This is a genomic window from Halosaccharopolyspora lacisalsi, assembly GCF_014137975.1.
Taxonomy (GTDB): domain Bacteria; phylum Actinomycetota; class Actinomycetes; order Mycobacteriales; family Pseudonocardiaceae; genus Halosaccharopolyspora; species Halosaccharopolyspora lacisalsi.
Genome location: NZ_JACGWZ010000001.1, coordinates 1077724 through 1093855, shown reverse-complemented (window position 1 = coordinate 1093855; position 16132 = coordinate 1077724). Strand labels below are relative to the sequence as shown.

The following is a 16132-nucleotide window of genomic DNA, read 5'->3' as shown; positions in this document are numbered from 1 at the left end:
GCCCGGCGGCCCGCGGTGATCTCGCTAGGGGAAGGTCAGCAATGTTCGTCCTGGGCATCGATTCCTCGACACAGTCCACCAAGGTCCTCGCCGTCGACGCCGAGACCGGGAAGGTGGTCGCACACGGCAAGGCCGCCCACCCGGAGGGCACCGAAGTCGACCCGTGGGCGTGGTGGCACGCCGGGCAAACCGCGATCGCGGACGTGCTCCCCCGGGTCCCCGGACCCGTGGAGGCCGTGGCGGTGGCCGGTCAGCAGCACGGCATGGTCGCCGTCGACGGCGCCGGCGATCCCGTGCGCGACGCTCTCCTGTGGAACGACACCCGGTCGGCACAGCAGGCGGAAGCGCTCACCGACCACCACGGCGCCGCCACCCTCGCACACCGCACGGGCGCCGTCCCGGTCGCGAGCTTCACCCTGAGCAAGGTGGCGTGGCTCGCCGAGAACGAGCCGCGCAACGCCGATCGCGTCGACCGGGTGCTCCTGCCCCACGACTGGGTGAGCTGGCAGCTGGCCGGACGCCCGGATCGGGCGTGGACCGACCGCGGTGACGCCTCGGGGACCGGTTACTTCTCACCCACCTCCGGCACGTGGCTTCCCGAGCTGCTCGCCGAGGCGATGGGAGGACGGCAGCCCCGGCTACCGGACGTCGTCGGGCCCGCGGAGACGGGAGACCGTGTCAGCGGGGTCGACGGCCTCGACGGCGCCCGCATCGCCGCCGGAACCGGGGACAACATGGCGGGTGCGCTGGGACTCGGTATCCAACCGGGTGACGTCGTCGTCTCACTGGGCACCTCGGGGACCGCTTTCGCCGTCACCGAGGACCCGTGCTTCGACGAGACCGGCACGGTGGCCGGGTTCTGCGACGCCACCGGTCGTCACCTGCCGCTGGTGTGCACGCTCAACGCGGCACAGGTACTCGGCGCCACGGCGCACCTGCTGGGCACCGACCTCGCAGGGCTCGACGAACTCGCGCTCCAGGCCCAACCGGGAGCGGGAGGCCTGACGCTGCTGCCCTATCTGGAGGGAGAGCGCACGCCGAACCTCCCGGACGCGGCCGGAACCCTCTTCGGGATGCGTGGCGCGAACATGACGCCGCAGAACCTCGCGCGCGCCGCCGTCGAAGGGATGCTGTGCGGCCTCGCCGACGGGATCGAGGCGCTGCGTGGCGTCGGTGCCGAATCCCGGCGAGTCCTGCTCATCGGGGGAGCCGCCCAGTCGAAGGCCGTTCAGGCGATCGCCCCCTCGCTGCTCGGCGTCGACGTGGAGGTCCCCGACCCGGCCGAGTACGTCGCACTCGGAGCCGCCAAGCAGGCGGCGTGGGCCGCTGCCGGAACGGCCACACCACCCGAGTGGCCGCTGCACTGCACCCGCCACGAGGCCACGCACCCCGAGCGGGGCGACGAGATCCGGCACACCTACCACCAAGCCCGCCACCGCATGTACGGCTTTTGACCACGGACCGCGAGCCCTCCGGCCGACTCCTGCGGTCGGAGGGGCTCCATCTCGGCGGAGCAGAAGTTGAACTTGAACCAGCAACGTCCCACGATCCACGACGTGGCGCGACGATGTGACCTGGCCACTTCCACCGTGTCCCGTTCGTTCAGCAACCCCGGGCGCGTGAACCCCACGACCAGGGAACGAGTCCGGGCCGCCGCCGAGGAGCTCGGGTACGAGCCCCGGCCGCTGGCCAGAGCGGAGGCTCCGGGACGCACCCGCACCCTGATGCTGGTGGTCCCCGACATCTCCAACCCCTACTACACGACCATGATCAAGGCGGCCCAGCAGCGGGCCATCGAGCGCAACTACACGCTGACGCTGACCGACAGCGACGAGTCACCACGGGTCGAGGCGAACAACCTGAGGCAGGTGCTGGCCTCGACCAGCGGTGGCATCCTCGCGACGTCGCGGCTGTCCGACGAGATCGTCCAGCGGCTCGGCCGGCACCGCCCGCTGGTCATGCTCAACCGGGAGGTCGCGGGGATTCCGAGCCTGGTCTGGGACACCACGAGCGGGATGCGGCAGGCCGTGCGGCACCTCGCCGCGCTCGGACACCGCCGGATCGCCTACCTGTCCGGCCCGCGGAACTCGTGGATGAACGGTTATCGCTGGCGGGCCATGCACGAGGAGGCGATGCTGCTCGGCATGCACCCGGTGCTCCTCGGTCCGTTCGCCCCCACCCTGCGGAGCGGCCACGAGGCCGCCGACGCCATCACCGCCGAGAAGGCGACGGCGGTGATCGCCTACAACGACCTGCTCGCCATCGGAACCCTGCAGCGCCTCCAGGACCGCGGTGCCCGACTGCCGCGGGATCTCAGCCTGATCGGCTGCGACGACATCTTCGGAGCGGAGCTGACCGTGCCCGCGCTGACGACCATCACCGGCCCGACCGCGCGGCTCGGCACGTGCGCGGTGGACCTCGTGCACTCCCGGATCACCGGGCGGAACACGGCTCCGACCGCGGTGAACTTCGAGGCCCACCTCGTGATCCGCGGCTCCACGGGCCCGGCGTAGCCCGGACCGCTACGGGGTCGGCCCCTGCTTCGCGTGTTCCGCGGCCGGGTACCAGACGTGCCAGATCGACAGCTCGATCGGACAGGAGTACGAGGTCAAACGCTCGCCCGAGGCCGCAACCAGCGTCCGCGCTCGATCTTCGGTCAGAGCGGCCCGTTCGTCGCACACCTCGCATCGGGGCGCGTAGCTGTAGGGGCCCTCGGGCAGTGCCTGCATCGTCGTCCTGTTCCACCGCGCTCGGAAGTTCTCGCTTGATCGTACACAGCCGCGCGCTCTCGCGATCACACGAACAGCGCCGGAACGGTGCGCGAAAACGCCCTGGTCGCGCCCGGGCGGCCGAGTCCGGACATCGCGGCCGGCCCACCGGAGCGGCCCCGAACGAGTCGATCAGCGGTTCATCGCGGCGGCGAACATCGGCACCACCCGGTCCACCACCCACGACAACCCCACCACGGAGCCGCTGGCGAACGCCTGCTTCACAGCCGGCTCCTCCAGCACGACCGAGTGACCTGCCGCGACCGAGGGCACCGCCCGGTACAGCGGGTCGTCGCGCAGCACCTCGGTACCCACGCCGATCGTCGTCATCACGGTCAGATCGGCATCGAGCAGGTCGAGCCGTTCCCGCGAGATCGGTACCGAGAACTTCCCGGTGGACAACCGCTGCACCGCCGGGGAGTTGCGGAACCCCAGGGCGCGCATGAAGTTCACGCGGCTGGTGCCTTCGACGTAGGCGCTGTAGGAGTTGGCGGTGCGCGCACCGACCACGGTCGTCGCCCCCGCGAACTGCGGGTTCGCCCGCGCGGCCTGCCGCAGCTTCGTCTCCAGCTCCGTGCGCAAGCGCCGCGCCTCGGCCTTCTCGCCGAGCGCTGTGCCGATCAGAGCGAGCTGGTCCTTCCACGAGGTCGCGTAGGACTCCGCGCCCTTCGGGATGCTCACCACCGGCACGCCGAGAGCGGTGAGCCGCTCGTAGCGGGCCGGGTCACCGCTGGCCCTGGTGTCCAGGATCAGGTCGGGCTTCAGCGCCGCCAACCGCTCCATGTCCACGCGCATCGTGCCCAGCATGGGCGGCGGCTCGCCCGCGTATCGCCGCTCTACCCACGGTCCGAGGCCGTCACCACCGACGCCGAGCCAGTCCGCGGCACCCACCGGCCGCACGCCGAGCGCCAACGCTACCTCAGCGTCACCCCAGCCGAGCGCGACCACCCGCTGCGGCTTCTCCGGGATCGTCACGTCCCCGAAGGCGGTGGACACGGTCACCGGATCCCAGGAACCGCTTCCGGGGTCTCCGCTCCGCTCCTGCGAGGCCGGGCTCGAACAGCCCGCCAGCACCATCACGGTGCTGATCAGTGCCCCCAGCACCATCCCGCTACGACGTCTCACGCCCATGACGCTCCCTCCTTGCTAGGTTTGCCTACCCTAACCAAGGCCAGGCTTTCCTCGAGAGGGGAGGCCTCTCCGCACCCGTTCCGCACCGAGCCCGCCCACCACGGCCTTCGCGAAAGAGAGCGCGAAAAAGAGCTCACCGACCGCACCGCCGCGGTGCGGTCGGTGAGCTCCGGCACTGCGGACGCACCCGGCCGGTACCGCATCACCGCGCTCGTCCCCGCCCGGAGCGGACGGGGCCACGTCTTCACGTCGAGGCGCTCACCGGACGGATTCGGCCTGGTCGGTGCAGCACGCGACCTGCTCGGCGGCGGGGCCTTCCTGCCCGCTGGAGGGCGAGTCGTCGGTGATCGCGTAGACCTCCCAGGGTTCACGACCGGGTCCCTGGACCCAGACCTTGTCCTGGGTGGCGTAGCAGCAGGTGGTGTCGTCCTCGACCCGGGTGAACAGGCCGAGCTCGGACAGCCGCCGGGTGGCGGCGTGCACGTCGTCGGTCTCGGCGACCTCGACGCCGAGGTGGTCCATCGCGGTGTCCTGACCGGATTCACCTTCCAGCAGGACGAGCTTCAGCGGAGGATCGGTCACGGCGAAGTTGGCGTAACCGGGCCGGAGCTTGGCCGGCTCGACGCCGAGCAGCTTGGTGTAGAAGTCGATCGAGCCCTGCAGGTCGCCCACGCGAAGGGCGAGTTGTGTGCGGGACATCCCGGACCCCCTGTCTAGATGTTTGTCGAAACAACGGACGGGGTCAAGTTTGTTCCCTGGATAGACGGATGTCAATATAGAGTTATGTCGAATCAGCAGGAATCCGGTGACGAGCGGGAGCTGTGTTGCTCACCGCTGATGCGTCAACCGTTGAGCGCCGAGCAGTCCGGGGAGCTGGCGCGGGCGTTCAAGGCCATCGGCGAGCCGGTGCGGCTGCGGCTGTTGTCGCTGATCGCCTCGCACGCCGGTGGTGAGGCGTGCGTGTGCGATCTGACCGGGGCGTTCGAGCTGTCCGGGCCGACGATCTCGCACCACCTCAAGGTGCTGCGCGAGGCCGGAGTGATCACCGGTGAGCGCCGGGGCACGTGGATCTACTACCGGGTGCGCACCGAGATGCTGGCGGTGCTGTCCGAGGTGCTGGTTCCGGCCGAGGAATCGGTGGTGTCGTCATGAGTCGGACCGAGACGCGGACCGAGTCGGCCGGCACCGCCGAGAGCTCGGTGGTGGGCAAGCTGTCCCTGCTGGACCGGTTCCTGCCGGTCTGGATCGGCGCGGCCATGATCGCCGGGCTGTTGCTGGGGCGGTTCGTGCCCGGCATGAACACGGCGCTGAACTCGCTGCACGTGACCTCCGGGGTCTCCCTGCCGATCTTCATCGGCCTGCTGGTGATGATGTACCCGGTGCTGGCCAAGGTGCGCTACGACCGGCTGGACACCGTCACCGGCGACAAGCGGCTGCTGGTGTCCTCACTGGTGATCAACTGGCTGGTGGGCCCCGCGGTGATGTTCGCGCTGGCCTGGACCCTCCTGCCGGACCTGCCCGAGTACCGCACCGGGCTGATCATCGTCGGGCTGGCGCGCTGCATCGCCATGGTCATCATCTGGAACGACCTGGCCTGCGGTGATCGCGAGGCCGCCGCCGTGCTGGTGGCGTTGAACTCGGTGTTCCAGGTGATCGCCTTCGCCGGACTCGGCTGGTTCTACCTGTCGGCGCTGCCCGGCTGGCTCGGGCTGGACACCGTCGGCCTGGACGTCTCGGCCTGGTCCATCGCCCGGTCCGTACTGATCTTCCTCGGCATCCCGCTGCTGGCCGGCTACCTGTCCCGCCGGTTCGGCGAGCGCGGCAGGGGACGTCAGTGGTACGAGGCCCGGTTCCTGCCCAAGGTCGGCCCGCTGGCACCGGCCGGGCTGCTGTTCACCATCGTCGTGCTGTTCGCCCTCCAGGGCGAGGCCATCACCAGCCGGCCGCTCGACGTGGCCCGCATCGCGCTGCCGCTGCTGGCCTACTTCACGATCATGTGGGCCGGTTCGTTCGCCCTCGGCAAGGGCCTCGGCCTGCCGTACGACCGCTCGGCGACGCTGGCGTTCACCGCCGCGGGCAACAACTTCGAACTGGCCATCGCCGTGGCCATCGCCACCTTCGGCGTCACCAGCGGCCAAGCCCTGGCCGGGGTCGTGGGTCCCCTCATCGAAGTCCCCGTCCTCGTGGCGCTGGTCTACGTCTCCCTGGCCGCCCGGCGGTGGTTCACCTCGACCCGACACACCGAGCACGCCCCGCGCCCATGATGCGTCCGAGCACGTGATGAACGCTGCCCGACGAGAACCCAAGGAGAGAGACCGCGTGTCCAGCCCGGAAGTGCTCTTCGTTTGCGTGCACAACGCCGGCCGGTCCCAGATGGCCGCCGCCCTGCTGGCTCACCACGCCGGAGGCCGAGTGACCGTGCGCTCGGCCGGATCCACCCCGGCCGAGGAGATCAACCCGGCCGTGGTCGAGGTCATGGCCGAGCTCGACCTCGATCTGAGCCGGGAGTCTCCCACCAAGCTCGACACCGCGTCGGTGGAGGCCTCCGACGTGGTCGTCACCATGGGCTGCGGCGACGCGTGCCCGGTCTTTCCCGGCAAGCGCTACCTCGACTGGCAGCTCGACGACCCCGCCGGAAAGCCCGTCGACCAGGTCCGCCCGATCCGCGACGAGATCGACCGCCGGGTGCGGGCGCTGCTGACCGAACTGGCTCTCACCGACTGATCGAGCCTCGAGCCGGATCGGCCGCCGCGGTCGTCGACCGCGGCGGCCGATCCGGTGGATCAGGACCGCACCACTCGAGTTCGTGGCAGACTCGGAGACGGGTGTTCCCTGCCCGCCACGGCCGGACCCGCGCCACCGGAGGTGATTCGCTCCGCCGCGCCGGTAACGGCGTAGCGCCTCTTCCGTGACCGCGATGGCACATAATGGCAAACTGTTGTCGGGGTCACTTTCGCGTCCGATCCTTCCCGGCATGGCTCACACCACCAGCCCGGCCGCGCGGTCCGAGGCAGACCCCACCGTTCGTTCCGGAGCGTCGCGGGCCATGTCCGGGAACAAGCCCCTCCGGCCGCATCCGGACCGGCTCTTCCCCGCCGAACCCGAGCAACGCGCCATCGCGCGGCGGCTGCACGAGGCGGTCCGCGACCTGCCGATCATCAGCCCGCACAGCCACATCGACGCGGCGCTGCTGGACCGCGACCAGCCGTTCGGCGACCCGGCCACGTTGCTGGTCACGCCGGACCACTACGTGACCCGGCTGCTGCACGCGCACGGCGTCACCATGTCCGAGCTGGGACTGGCCGACCGCGACGGCACCGAAACCGCCGCGCCGCGCGAGGTGTGGCGACGGTTCTGCTCGCACTGGCACTTCTTCCTGGGAACGGCTTCACGCCAATGGCTGGAAGCCGAACTCCACGACGTGCTGGGCGTGACCGTGCAACCGTCGGCGGACAACGCCGACGCGCTGTACGACGAACTGGTCGCCAAGCTGGCCGAACCCGGACTGTCCCCCCGCGCCCTGTACGAGTCCTTCGGCATCGAAGTGCTCGCCACCACCGACGACCCGGCCGACGACCTCCGGCATCACCGGGCTCTCGCGGAGGACCCCACGTGGCACGGCCGCGTGGTCCCGACCTTCCGGCCGGACTCCTACCTCGACGCGACGAACCCGGAATGGCCGCGCGCCCTCGACCGGCTCGCCGCCGCCGGCGGGATCGACACCGGTGACTACCGCGGAACGCTCCGAGCGCTGGAGTCCCGTCGCGAGTTCTTCCGGGAGAACGGGGCGACGACGACCGACCACAGCGCCCCGGACGCGCGCATGGAGTTCCTGGACGAAGCCGAAGCGTCCCGGCTGTTCGACGCGGCGCGCGCCGGAACCGCTGACACGGAGGAAGCGGCGACGCTCTCGCGGCACCTGCTGGGCGAAATGGCCCGCATGTCCAGTGAGGACGGCATGGTGCTGGCGCTGCACACCGGCAGCGGGCGCAACCACCATCCCGAGACCCTGCGCCGGTACGGTCCCGACACCGGCCACGACATTCCGCTCGCCGCGGAGTTCACCCGGTCCCTGCGGCCGATGCTGGAGCGCTTCGGCACGCACCCCCGGTTCCGGACCGTGGTGTTCACGCTCGACGAGACGGTGTTCTCCCGGGAACTCGCTCCGCTGGCCGGTTTCTACCCGTCCGTCTACCTCGGCGCTCCGTGGTGGTTCCTGGACGCGCCACGGGCGATGCGCCGATTCCGCGACGCGGTCACCGAGACCGCCGGATTCCACCGCACCTCGGGATTCATCGACGACACTCGTGGATTCTGCTCGATCCCGGCCCGGCACGACACGGCACGGCGGGTCGACGCGGCCCACCTGGCCGGGCTGGTCGCCGAACACCTCATCGACGAGGACGCGGCGGCGGAGGTACTGCACGACCTCGTCGTTCGCCAACCGCGCGAGGCATTCCGGCTGTAACGGCCGGGAATCGACGCTCGCAGCGCCGACACCGCACGCGGGACCTCTCACGACCGCGTGCGGAAGGGAAGGGAACATGCACGCACTCGACTGGGCGGTCATAGCCGGTTATCTCCTGGTGATGCTCGTCATCGGCGTGTGGTCGCACCGCCAGGTCTCCGACGCGGCGGACTTCTTCACCACCGGCGGCCGGATGCCCTGGTGGCTGGCCGGGATCTCGCACCACATGTCCGGGTACAGCGCCGTCATCTTCGTGGCCTACGCCGGGGTGGCCTACGACCAGGGCATCGTCTCGTACGTGGTGTTCCTGTTCCCGCTGGCGATCGGCACCGGGATCGGAGCCTTCCTGTTCGCTCCGAAGTGGAACAGGTTGCGCGTGCACTACGACATCGCCTCCCCTCTGGAGTACCTCGCCCGCCGGTTCAACGTCAGCACGCAGCAGGTGCTGGCCTGGAGCGGGTCGACGCTGAAGGTTTTCGACGTGGCGGCGAAGTGGTCGGCGGTGGCCCTGCTGATGACCGAGTTCGCCGGGATTCCCCTGGTGTGGGGCATCGTCACCACCGCGGCGGTCACCCTGGTCTACTGCACCGCGGGTGGCCTGTGGGCGGACGCGCTGACCGAACTCGGCCAGTTCGTGATCCAGGCCGTGGCCGCCTTCGCCATGCTCGCCGTGGTCGGCACCGCGCTGTCCGACATCGGTCTGAACTACGTCACGTTCTGGGAGGCGCTGCCCGAGGGGCACACCAGCCCGACCACCAGCTCCTACCCGGGCTACTTCGTGCTGGTGTACATGCTGGTCAAGACCTTCGAATACAACGGCGGCATGTGGAACCTGGCCCAGCGCTACATCGCCACCCGCAGCACGATCGAAGCTCGCCGGACCGCCCTGCTGTCCAGTGCGCTCTACCTGGTGTGGCCGCTGGTGCTCATGCTGCCGATGTTCGCCGCGCCACTGCTGGTGGACGTGGCGAACTCCGAGGACGCCTACGCCCGGATGGCTCTGGAGTTCCTGCCCTCGGGGCTGCTCGGGCTGGTCCTGGTCGGGTTCTTCTCCCACACCATGGCCATGGCCGCCTCCGACGCCACCGCGATCTCGGCGGTCATGACCCGTGACGTGCTGCCGAAGATCTCGCACCGTGCCGCGCGCTTCACCGACCGGCAGGGCCTGCTGGCCGGCCGCGTGCTGACGGTGGTGTTCGTGTTCCTCAGCGTGGTCATCGCCGTCAACGCCGAGGCGCTCGGTGGCGTGCTCGGCATCATCCTGACCTGGGTCGGAGCGCTCATCGGACCGATCTCGATCCCGTTGATGCTGGGAATGCTGCGCCCGTTCCGCCACATCGGCCCCACAGCCGCGCTGACCTCGTGGGCCGCCGGACTGATCACCTACGGCCTGACCAAGTACGCGTGGTCGATGAGCGAGGCGATCACCGTGGCCTCGCCGGTCCTGGTGTCGATGCTGGTGTTCGTCGCGGTCGGGGCGATCCGCCGGGACGCCCCGCCCGCGGCCACCGAGATCTGCGACGCCCTGGCCGGTCGAACGCGGCGATCTCCGGAGAACACCCCGGAAAAGGGCCCGCCGGTATCGACGTGACTCACCGACCGCGTCGACCGCTGGTACGGCGAGCTCGACCGCTTCGAAGCACCGGAACCGCGCGCGAGCCTCCCGACGGGGGCCACGGGATCGCGGCAGCAGCCGCCCGTGACCGCACGACGAACAACCATTCCGCCTGAGTCTCGAAGGAGTCCGAAGTGACCAACACGAATCAGCCGAGACGGCCACGCAGTGGGCGCTCGGTGTATCTGGCCGCGACGGTGTGCGCGATCGGGGCGCTGCTGTTCGGCTACGACACCGGAGTGATCTCCGGAGCGCTGCTGTACCTCAAGGGCCCGCTGGGCATCGAGGACAACGCCTTCCTGCAGGGACTCGTCACCAGCGGGCTGCTCGTCGGCGCCATGGTCGGAGCGTTGATCAGCGGCAGCCTGGCCGCCCGGCTGGGGCGGCGGGTGATGACGCTGATCGCGGCGTGCGTGTTCGCCGTGGGATCGCTGGGGGCCGCGTTCAGCCCCGATGTCCTGACCCTCGTCGCCTCGCGGTTCGTGATCGGCATCGGTGTCGGCCTGGCCTCAGTCATCGTGCCGATGTACATCGCCGAGATCTCCCCCACCCGCATTCGGGGGACGCTGACCTCGCTGAACCAGCTGCTGATCACGACGGGCATCCTGCTGGCCTACGTCGTCGACTACGCCCTGGCTCCCTGGGAGGCCTGGCGCTGGATGCTCGGTCTCGGCGTGATCCCCGCGGTGGCGCTGTTCGTCGGGATGCTGTTCATGCCGGAGACGCCCCGCTGGTTGGCCAGTCGCAACCGGATGGATGAGGCCCGGGAGGTCCTGGAGCGCACCCGAGCCCCCGAGGAGATCGACGAGGCGTTCGAGGAGATCGAGGCCGCCGAACGGCAGGCTCGCGAGGAGGCCGGCTGGCGGGACCTGACGTCCCCCTGGATTCGCCCCGCCCTGACCATCGGCCTCGGGTTGGCCGTGCTTCAGCAGTTCGTCGGCATCAACACCATCATCTACTACGCCCCGACGACGCTGACCCAGCTCGGCATGGGCGAGGCCGCCTCGATCGCGGCGCAGGTCGGCATCGGCGCGGTCATGTTGCTGTTCACCCTGGTCGCGGTCCGCTACACCGACCGGATCGGCCGGAAGCGCCTGCTGCTGGCTGGCAGTACCGGCATGAGCCTGAGCCTCGGGGTCCTGGGGATTCTGACGCTGATCGTCGGTGCCTCGGGCTCGACGGTCGCCGTGATCACCATCGTGTGCCTGGCCACCTACATCGCCTCCTTCGGCGCCACCTGGGGACCGATCGTCTGGGTGATGCTTCCCGAGCTGTTCCCGCTGCGCATCCGTGGTCCCGCCGAGGGGTTGGCCACCTGCGGCAACTGGGCGGCCAACTTCGTCGTCTCACTGGCCTTCCCGGTCGTGCTCGCCGTGATCGGCCAGGGCTTGTCCATGCTCGTCTTCGCCGCGTTCGGCGTCGTGTCGCTGTTCTTCGTCCACCACCTCGTTCCGGAGACCAGTGGACGCAGCCTCGAAGGGCTGGAAACCGAACTGCACGCGACGCCGAAGGAGGAAGCACCCGGTCAGGCCCGCTCCTGACGGCTCCGACCGGGTCACCGAAAAACCGAGAGAACGGAGTTCTCCTTGAGAAAGAGACCGTTACGGCTGCTGGCCGCGCTCGGCCTGTGCGTGACCTGCGCCGCGTCCACCAGCCCGGCCATCGCCGCGGAGGCCGACACCCCGATCTACCAGGACCCGTCCTACTCGGCCGAGGAACGCGCGGTCGACCTCGTCTCGCGCATGACCACGGAGGAGAAGGCCTCCCAGATGGTCAGCAGCCGGGCACCCGCCATCCCCCGCCTCGGAGTCCGCGCCTACGGGTGGTGGAACGAGGCCCTGCACGGGGTCGCGCGGGAGCAGACCGAGGACGACGCCAACCCCGACGTCCTGACCAACACCACGTCCTACCCGATCAGCCTGTCCATGGGTTCGACCTGGAACCCGGACCTGATGCACCGCGTGGCGAGCAGGACCTCCAGCGAGGCCCGCGAGGTCGTCCGGGACAACGCGCTCAACCTCAACTTCTACTCGCCGACGATCAACCTCGGCCGCGATCCCCGGTGGGGACGCAACGACGAGACCTTCAGCGAGGACCCCGGCCTGACCGCGAAGATGGCCTCGCAGTACGTCAACGGCATGGAGGGCAAGGACAAGAACGGCAACCTGCTGCCGAAGGCGGAGGGTTACCTGAAGACGAGCACCACGATCAAGCACTTCGCGGCCAACAACAGCGAGTTCAACCGCACCACCGGATCGTCCGACATGGACGAACGGGCGCTGCGCGAGTACTACGCGGCGCCGTTCGAGAAGGTGATCCGCAACAGTCACCCCGCCTCGATCATGTCCTCGTACAACCGGGTCAACGGGGTTCCCACCTCCGCCAGCGTGCCGCTGCTGGACGGGCTGGCCCGCAAGACGTTCGGATTCGAGGGGTTCTTCACCTCGGACTGCGACTCGGTCTACGAGATCCAGCACGGGCACGACTGGGCACCGCGGGGCCACGACGAGCCGCTGGACCACGTCGAGCGCAACGCCTTCGCCAACGCCGCGGGGGTCGACCTCAACTGCAACCAGGGCCTGCACGACGAGCACAACTACGGCAACACGCTGCCCACCGCCGTCGAGCAGGGCATCAAGACCCAGAACGGCACCTACACCGAGAACTTCATGGACGCCTCGCTGGTCCGGATGTTCACGGTGCGCATCAAGCTGGGCGAGTTCGACGACCCGAACCGGGTTCCCTGGGTGCAGCGGGCACGCGAGCGCGTCCCGAGGGGAAGCTGGGAGAACTCCGACGCCAACGACGCGGTGACCCAGACCCCGGAGCGGCTGAAGCTCGCCGAGGAGGCCGCTTCCGAGGCCATCGTGATGCTGAAGAACGAGGCCGCGGGCAACGGTGACAAGCTGCTGCCGCTGAAGGTGCCGAAGTCCGGGCCGTACCGGGTGGCCGTGATCGGCGACCACGCCGATCCGGACCAGATGTATCTCGGTGGCTACTCCAGCAACCAGGGTCCCGCCGGTCGGGCCAACAGCGTCAACGGCTACGAGGGCATCAAGGCCGCGATCGAGTCCGTCAATCCCCGGGCGGTGGTGGACCACCTCCCCGGAACCGCTCCGGGGACGAAGCACCAGCTCAACACCGAAACCGTGGCCGAGGCGGCGAACTACGACACCGCCGTCGTCTACGCCGGCACCGACGGGACCACGGCCCAGGAGGAGAAGGACCGCGAGTCGCTCGCCCTGCCGAAGCCCCAGACAGCACTGATCAACGAGGTGGCGGCGAAGAACCCGAACACCGTCGTCCACATGGAGACGATCGGCCAGGTCGACGTCAGCAGCTTCGAGGACGACGTGTCGGCCATGCTGTGGAGCTCCTACAATGGGCAGCGCAAGGGTTCGGCGCTGGCCGACGTGCTGCTCGGCGACGAGAACCCGAGCGGGCACCTGCCCTTCACCTGGTACCGGGACGAGTCCCAGCTCCCGCCGATCGGCGACTACGAGCTCCGGCCGACCGACTCCCGGACGGGGCGGACCTACATGTACTTCGACGGGCCGGTGTCGTACCCCTTCGGGCACGGACTGAGCTACTCGAAGTTCGAGTACGCCGACCTGCGGATCGACCGCGAGCACGTCACTCCGAACGGGAAGGTGCACGCCAGCGCGAACATCACCAACACCGGCGGCGCGCCGGGGTCCGAGGTGGTCCAGCTCTACGCGGCCTCGTCGCGGGCGGACGATCCGCAACGGCCGAACAAGCGCATGGTGGGCTTCGAGAAGGTCTCGCTGCAGCCGCAGCAGACCAAGCGCGTCGAGTTCACCCTGCCGGTCCGCGAGCTGGCCCTGTTCGACCAGCAGCACGACCGCTACGAGGTCGCCGAGGGCGGTTACACCCTCCAGCTCGGTCGGTCGAGCTCGAACATCGAGCAGCAGCACGAGATCCGGGTCCACGGTGACCTGAGGCCGGTTCCCGCCACCGTCAGCGCCACACCCCGCGCTTCCGGAGACGCCGAGCGGGGGATCACCGTCCGCAAGATGTTCCCGAGCGACACCGTGGTCCAGCCGCGGCTGACGGTGTCGATGAACGACGGGACCCTCCGCGGCCACGTCGCCGACGGGTCCGGGAAACCCCTCCCGCCCGGGATGGTCGTCCACTACCGGAGCAACCGTTCCGACGTGGTCTCGGTGGACCGCGGTGTCGTCCGAACCCGCGACGAGGGTGTCGCCACGGTCACCGCGACCGTGAAGCACCGCGGCACCACCACCTCGACGAACTTCGTCGTCAAGGTCGGGAAGTAGGACGTCGGCCGGTACCGGGCGCGTTCCGGTACCGGCCCTTCCCGACGCTCACAGCGGGCGGCGGAAGCCCCTGATCGCGAACACGGCACCGATGACCAGCAGCAGTGCGCTGGTGGCCAGCGCCGAGATCACCCCGGTGCCGGTGGGCAGCGCCAACGACAGGTCCCGGGAGGCGTCGACCGCGTAGGTGAGCGGGTTGATCGTGGCCACGACCCGCAGCCAGGTCGGCAGCGCGTCCAGCGGGACGAACGCGCTGGAGGCGAACATCAGCGGGAACATCGCCAGGAACCCGATGCTCTGCATGACCTCCTCCTTGCGCACCCAGGACGCGATCGCGAGGAAGACCCAGGTCAGCGACCAGCTCACCAGCAGCGCCAGCAGCAACGCGCCGAAGGTCCCCACCAGTCCGGCCGCCGGGGAGAAGCCGAACAGGACCACGGCCGCCAGCAGCAGGACCACCAACTGGACGGCGGTGCGGACCAGGTCGGCGAGGCTGCGACCCAGCAACACCGCCCCCATCCGGATCGGCAGCGAGCGGAACCGGGCGAGCACCCCGTTCTTCATGTCGGTGATCAGCCCGACGCCGGACTGCAACGCGGCACCGATACCGCTGGTGACCAGGATCGCGGGCATCAGGTAATTGATGTAGCCACCGCCGGCGGTGGAGATGCTGCCCATCAGGGCCTTGCCGAAGACCTGGCTGAACAGCGTCAGCATGATCAGCGGCTGGAGCAGGCTGAAGATGACGATCCGCGGGTCGGCCAGCACCGCGCGCAACGACCTCCCCGTCAGCACCAGCACCTGGGTTCCGACACCGGCACCGTGCCACTCGCGGCGGGAGGACAAGAGCTCGTCGCCGTCGGTTCTCCGGGCTGTCAACGTCGTTGTCATGAGGCCTTTCCCGATCGTCAGGCTGCGGAATGGGAGTGGGCGAGGGCGAGGTAGACGTCGTCCAGCGTGGGTTCGCCGAGGCCGAGACCGCTGACCTCGACTCCCGCCTCGTCCAGGGCTCGGACGACGACGGCGAGCTCGTGCGATGCGGTCACCGGTGCGGTGATCGTGCGCCGCTCCTCGTCGTGGCCGGGACCGAACCCGGCGGCCGTGAACGCCCGCAGCGCGGCCTCCGCGTCACCGGGGTCGGCCAGGGTCGCGGTCACGGTGCGCTGCCCGACCCGCGCCTTGAGTTCCTCGGCCGTTCCGGAGGCCACGATCCGGCCGCTGGAGAGCACGGTGATCGAGTCGGCCAGCCGGTCGGCCTCCTCGAGGTACTGGGTGGTCAGCAGCACCGTGGTTCCGTCCTCGACCAGGCTCTCCACGATCCGCCACATGCCCATCCGGCTGGTCGGGTCGAGTCCGGTGGTGGGCTCGTCGAGGAAGATCACGTCCGGGTTCCCCACGAGACTGGCCGCCAGGTCCAGTCGGCGCCGCATCCCGCCGGAATAGGTGCGCGCCGGGCGCTTGGCCGCTTCGGTGAGGTCGAAAAGGCTCAACAGCTCCTCGGCCCGGTGCTTGGCCTCGCGCTTGTTCGCGCCGAGCAGCCTGGCGATGAGCACCAGGTTGTCCCGGCCGGACAGCTGCTCGTCCACGGAGGCGAACTGGCCGGTCAACCCGATCCGGGCGCACACCTGCCTGCGCTGGCCGGTGACGTCGAACCCGGCGACCCTGGCCGTGCCGCTGCTGGCGGGCAGCAGCGTGCTCAGGATGTTGACCAGCGTGGTCTTTCCCGCTCCGTTGTGGCCGAGCAACCCGAGGACCGCGCCCTTCGGCACGGTCAGGCTCACGTCGTCGAGGGCGGTGAACTTGCCGAAGGTCTTGCTGACGTGCTCGACTTCGATGGGCGGTCTCGTCATGG

14 protein-coding genes are annotated in these 16132 nt (G+C 69.6%); 9 read left to right on the top strand and 5 right to left on the bottom strand.

Features of this window, described 5'->3' with window-relative positions:
- Nucleotides 1-41: 41 nt before the first annotated feature.
- Complete coding sequence (gene xylB, locus FHX42_RS05295) at nucleotides 42-1454, top strand: xylulokinase (protein ID WP_182542998.1); 1413 nt, start codon at nucleotides 42-44, stop codon at nucleotides 1452-1454.
- A gap of 66 nt (nucleotides 1455-1520) precedes the next feature.
- A complete protein-coding gene (locus FHX42_RS05290) occupies nucleotides 1521-2513 on the top strand; it encodes a LacI family DNA-binding transcriptional regulator (protein WP_235986893.1) in 993 nt (330 codons plus the stop codon).
- Between the two features lie 9 nt (nucleotides 2514-2522).
- Here FHX42_RS05290 and FHX42_RS05285 read toward each other — a convergent pair whose 3' ends face one another.
- The 3 genes from FHX42_RS05285 to FHX42_RS05275 all read right to left on the bottom strand — a co-directional run bounded on the left by FHX42_RS05285 (nucleotide 2523) and on the right by FHX42_RS05275 (nucleotide 4598).
- Entirely contained in the window at nucleotides 2523-2729 is a 207-nt protein-coding gene (locus FHX42_RS05285; RefSeq protein WP_182542997.1) for a hypothetical protein, read from the bottom strand.
- Between the two features lie 171 nt (nucleotides 2730-2900).
- Nucleotides 2901-3899: an iron-siderophore ABC transporter substrate-binding protein gene (locus FHX42_RS05280; RefSeq protein WP_182542996.1), complete on the bottom strand. Its 999-nt coding sequence runs from the start codon at nucleotides 3897-3899 to the stop codon at nucleotides 2901-2903.
- 258 nt (nucleotides 3900-4157) lie between these two features.
- Complete coding sequence (locus tag FHX42_RS05275) at nucleotides 4158-4598, bottom strand: ArsI/CadI family heavy metal resistance metalloenzyme (RefSeq protein ID WP_182542995.1); 441 nt, start codon at nucleotides 4596-4598, stop codon at nucleotides 4158-4160.
- Nucleotides 4599-4682: 84 nt separating this feature from the next.
- Between FHX42_RS05275 and FHX42_RS05270 the strand changes: the two genes are divergently transcribed.
- The 7 genes from FHX42_RS05270 to FHX42_RS05240 all read left to right on the top strand — a co-directional run bounded on the left by FHX42_RS05270 (nucleotide 4683) and on the right by FHX42_RS05240 (nucleotide 14280).
- Complete coding sequence (locus FHX42_RS05270) at nucleotides 4683-5051, top strand: ArsR/SmtB family transcription factor (RefSeq protein WP_182542994.1); 369 nt, start codon at nucleotides 4683-4685, stop codon at nucleotides 5049-5051.
- Nucleotides 5048-6163: an ACR3 family arsenite efflux transporter gene (arsB, locus tag FHX42_RS05265; protein ID WP_220479508.1), complete on the top strand. Its 1116-nt coding sequence runs from the start codon at nucleotides 5048-5050 to the stop codon at nucleotides 6161-6163. The genes FHX42_RS05270 and arsB overlap by 4 nt, the downstream gene beginning before the upstream one ends.
- 55 nt (nucleotides 6164-6218) lie before the next feature.
- Nucleotides 6219-6623 carry an arsenate reductase ArsC gene (locus FHX42_RS05260; RefSeq protein ID WP_182542993.1) on the top strand — a complete coding sequence of 135 codons (405 nt, stop codon included), beginning with the start codon at nucleotides 6219-6221 and terminating at the stop codon, nucleotides 6621-6623.
- Nucleotides 6624-6873: 250 nt separating this feature from the next.
- A complete protein-coding gene (gene uxaC / locus FHX42_RS05255) occupies nucleotides 6874-8367 on the top strand; it encodes a glucuronate isomerase (protein WP_182542992.1) in 1494 nt (497 codons plus the stop codon).
- 76 nt (nucleotides 8368-8443) lie between these two features.
- Entirely contained in the window at nucleotides 8444-9958 is a 1515-nt protein-coding gene (locus tag FHX42_RS05250) for a sodium:solute symporter family protein (protein ID WP_182542991.1), read from the top strand.
- A gap of 158 nt (nucleotides 9959-10116) precedes the next feature.
- A complete protein-coding gene (locus FHX42_RS05245; protein WP_182542990.1) occupies nucleotides 10117-11523 on the top strand; it encodes a sugar porter family MFS transporter in 1407 nt (468 codons plus the stop codon).
- 45 nt (nucleotides 11524-11568) lie between these two features.
- Complete coding sequence (locus tag FHX42_RS05240; protein WP_182542989.1) at nucleotides 11569-14280, top strand: glycoside hydrolase family 3 C-terminal domain-containing protein; 2712 nt, start codon at nucleotides 11569-11571, stop codon at nucleotides 14278-14280.
- Between the two features lie 48 nt (nucleotides 14281-14328).
- On the opposite strand, the gene FHX42_RS05235 is transcribed toward FHX42_RS05240, so the two are convergent.
- Both FHX42_RS05235 and FHX42_RS05230 read right to left on the bottom strand, forming a co-directional pair.
- The gene (locus FHX42_RS05235; RefSeq protein ID WP_182542988.1) at nucleotides 14329-15171 is read right to left on the bottom strand and encodes an ABC transporter permease; all 843 of its coding nucleotides are present in this window, start codon (nucleotides 15169-15171) and stop codon (nucleotides 14329-14331) included.
- A 17-nt stretch (nucleotides 15172-15188) separates the two neighbouring features.
- The gene (locus FHX42_RS05230) at nucleotides 15189-16130 is read right to left on the bottom strand and encodes an ATP-binding cassette domain-containing protein (protein WP_182542987.1); all 942 of its coding nucleotides are present in this window, start codon (nucleotides 16128-16130) and stop codon (nucleotides 15189-15191) included.
- Nucleotides 16131-16132 lie beyond the last annotated feature (2 nt).

Coding starts and splice junctions, on each gene's coding strand:
- xylB (WP_182542998.1), top strand. CDS start 42: ATGTTCGTCCTGGGCATCGATTCCTCGACACAGTCCACCAAGGTCCTC.
- FHX42_RS05285 (WP_182542997.1), bottom strand. CDS start 2,729: ATGCAGGCACTGCCCGAGGGCCCCTACAGCTACGCGCCCCGATGCGAG.
- FHX42_RS05280 (WP_182542996.1), bottom strand. CDS start 3,899: ATGGGCGTGAGACGTCGTAGCGGGATGGTGCTGGGGGCACTGATCAGC.
- FHX42_RS05275 (WP_182542995.1), bottom strand. CDS start 4,598: ATGTCCCGCACACAACTCGCCCTTCGCGTGGGCGACCTGCAGGGCTCG.
- FHX42_RS05270 (WP_182542994.1), top strand. CDS start 4,683: ATGTCGAATCAGCAGGAATCCGGTGACGAGCGGGAGCTGTGTTGCTCA.
- arsB (WP_220479508.1), top strand. CDS start 5,048: ATGAGTCGGACCGAGACGCGGACCGAGTCGGCCGGCACCGCCGAGAGC.
- uxaC (WP_182542992.1), top strand. CDS start 6,874: ATGGCTCACACCACCAGCCCGGCCGCGCGGTCCGAGGCAGACCCCACC.
- FHX42_RS05250 (WP_182542991.1), top strand. CDS start 8,444: ATGCACGCACTCGACTGGGCGGTCATAGCCGGTTATCTCCTGGTGATG.
- FHX42_RS05235 (WP_182542988.1), bottom strand. CDS start 15,171: ATGACAACGACGTTGACAGCCCGGAGAACCGACGGCGACGAGCTCTTG.
- FHX42_RS05230 (WP_182542987.1), bottom strand. CDS start 16,130: ATGACGAGACCGCCCATCGAAGTCGAGCACGTCAGCAAGACCTTCGGC.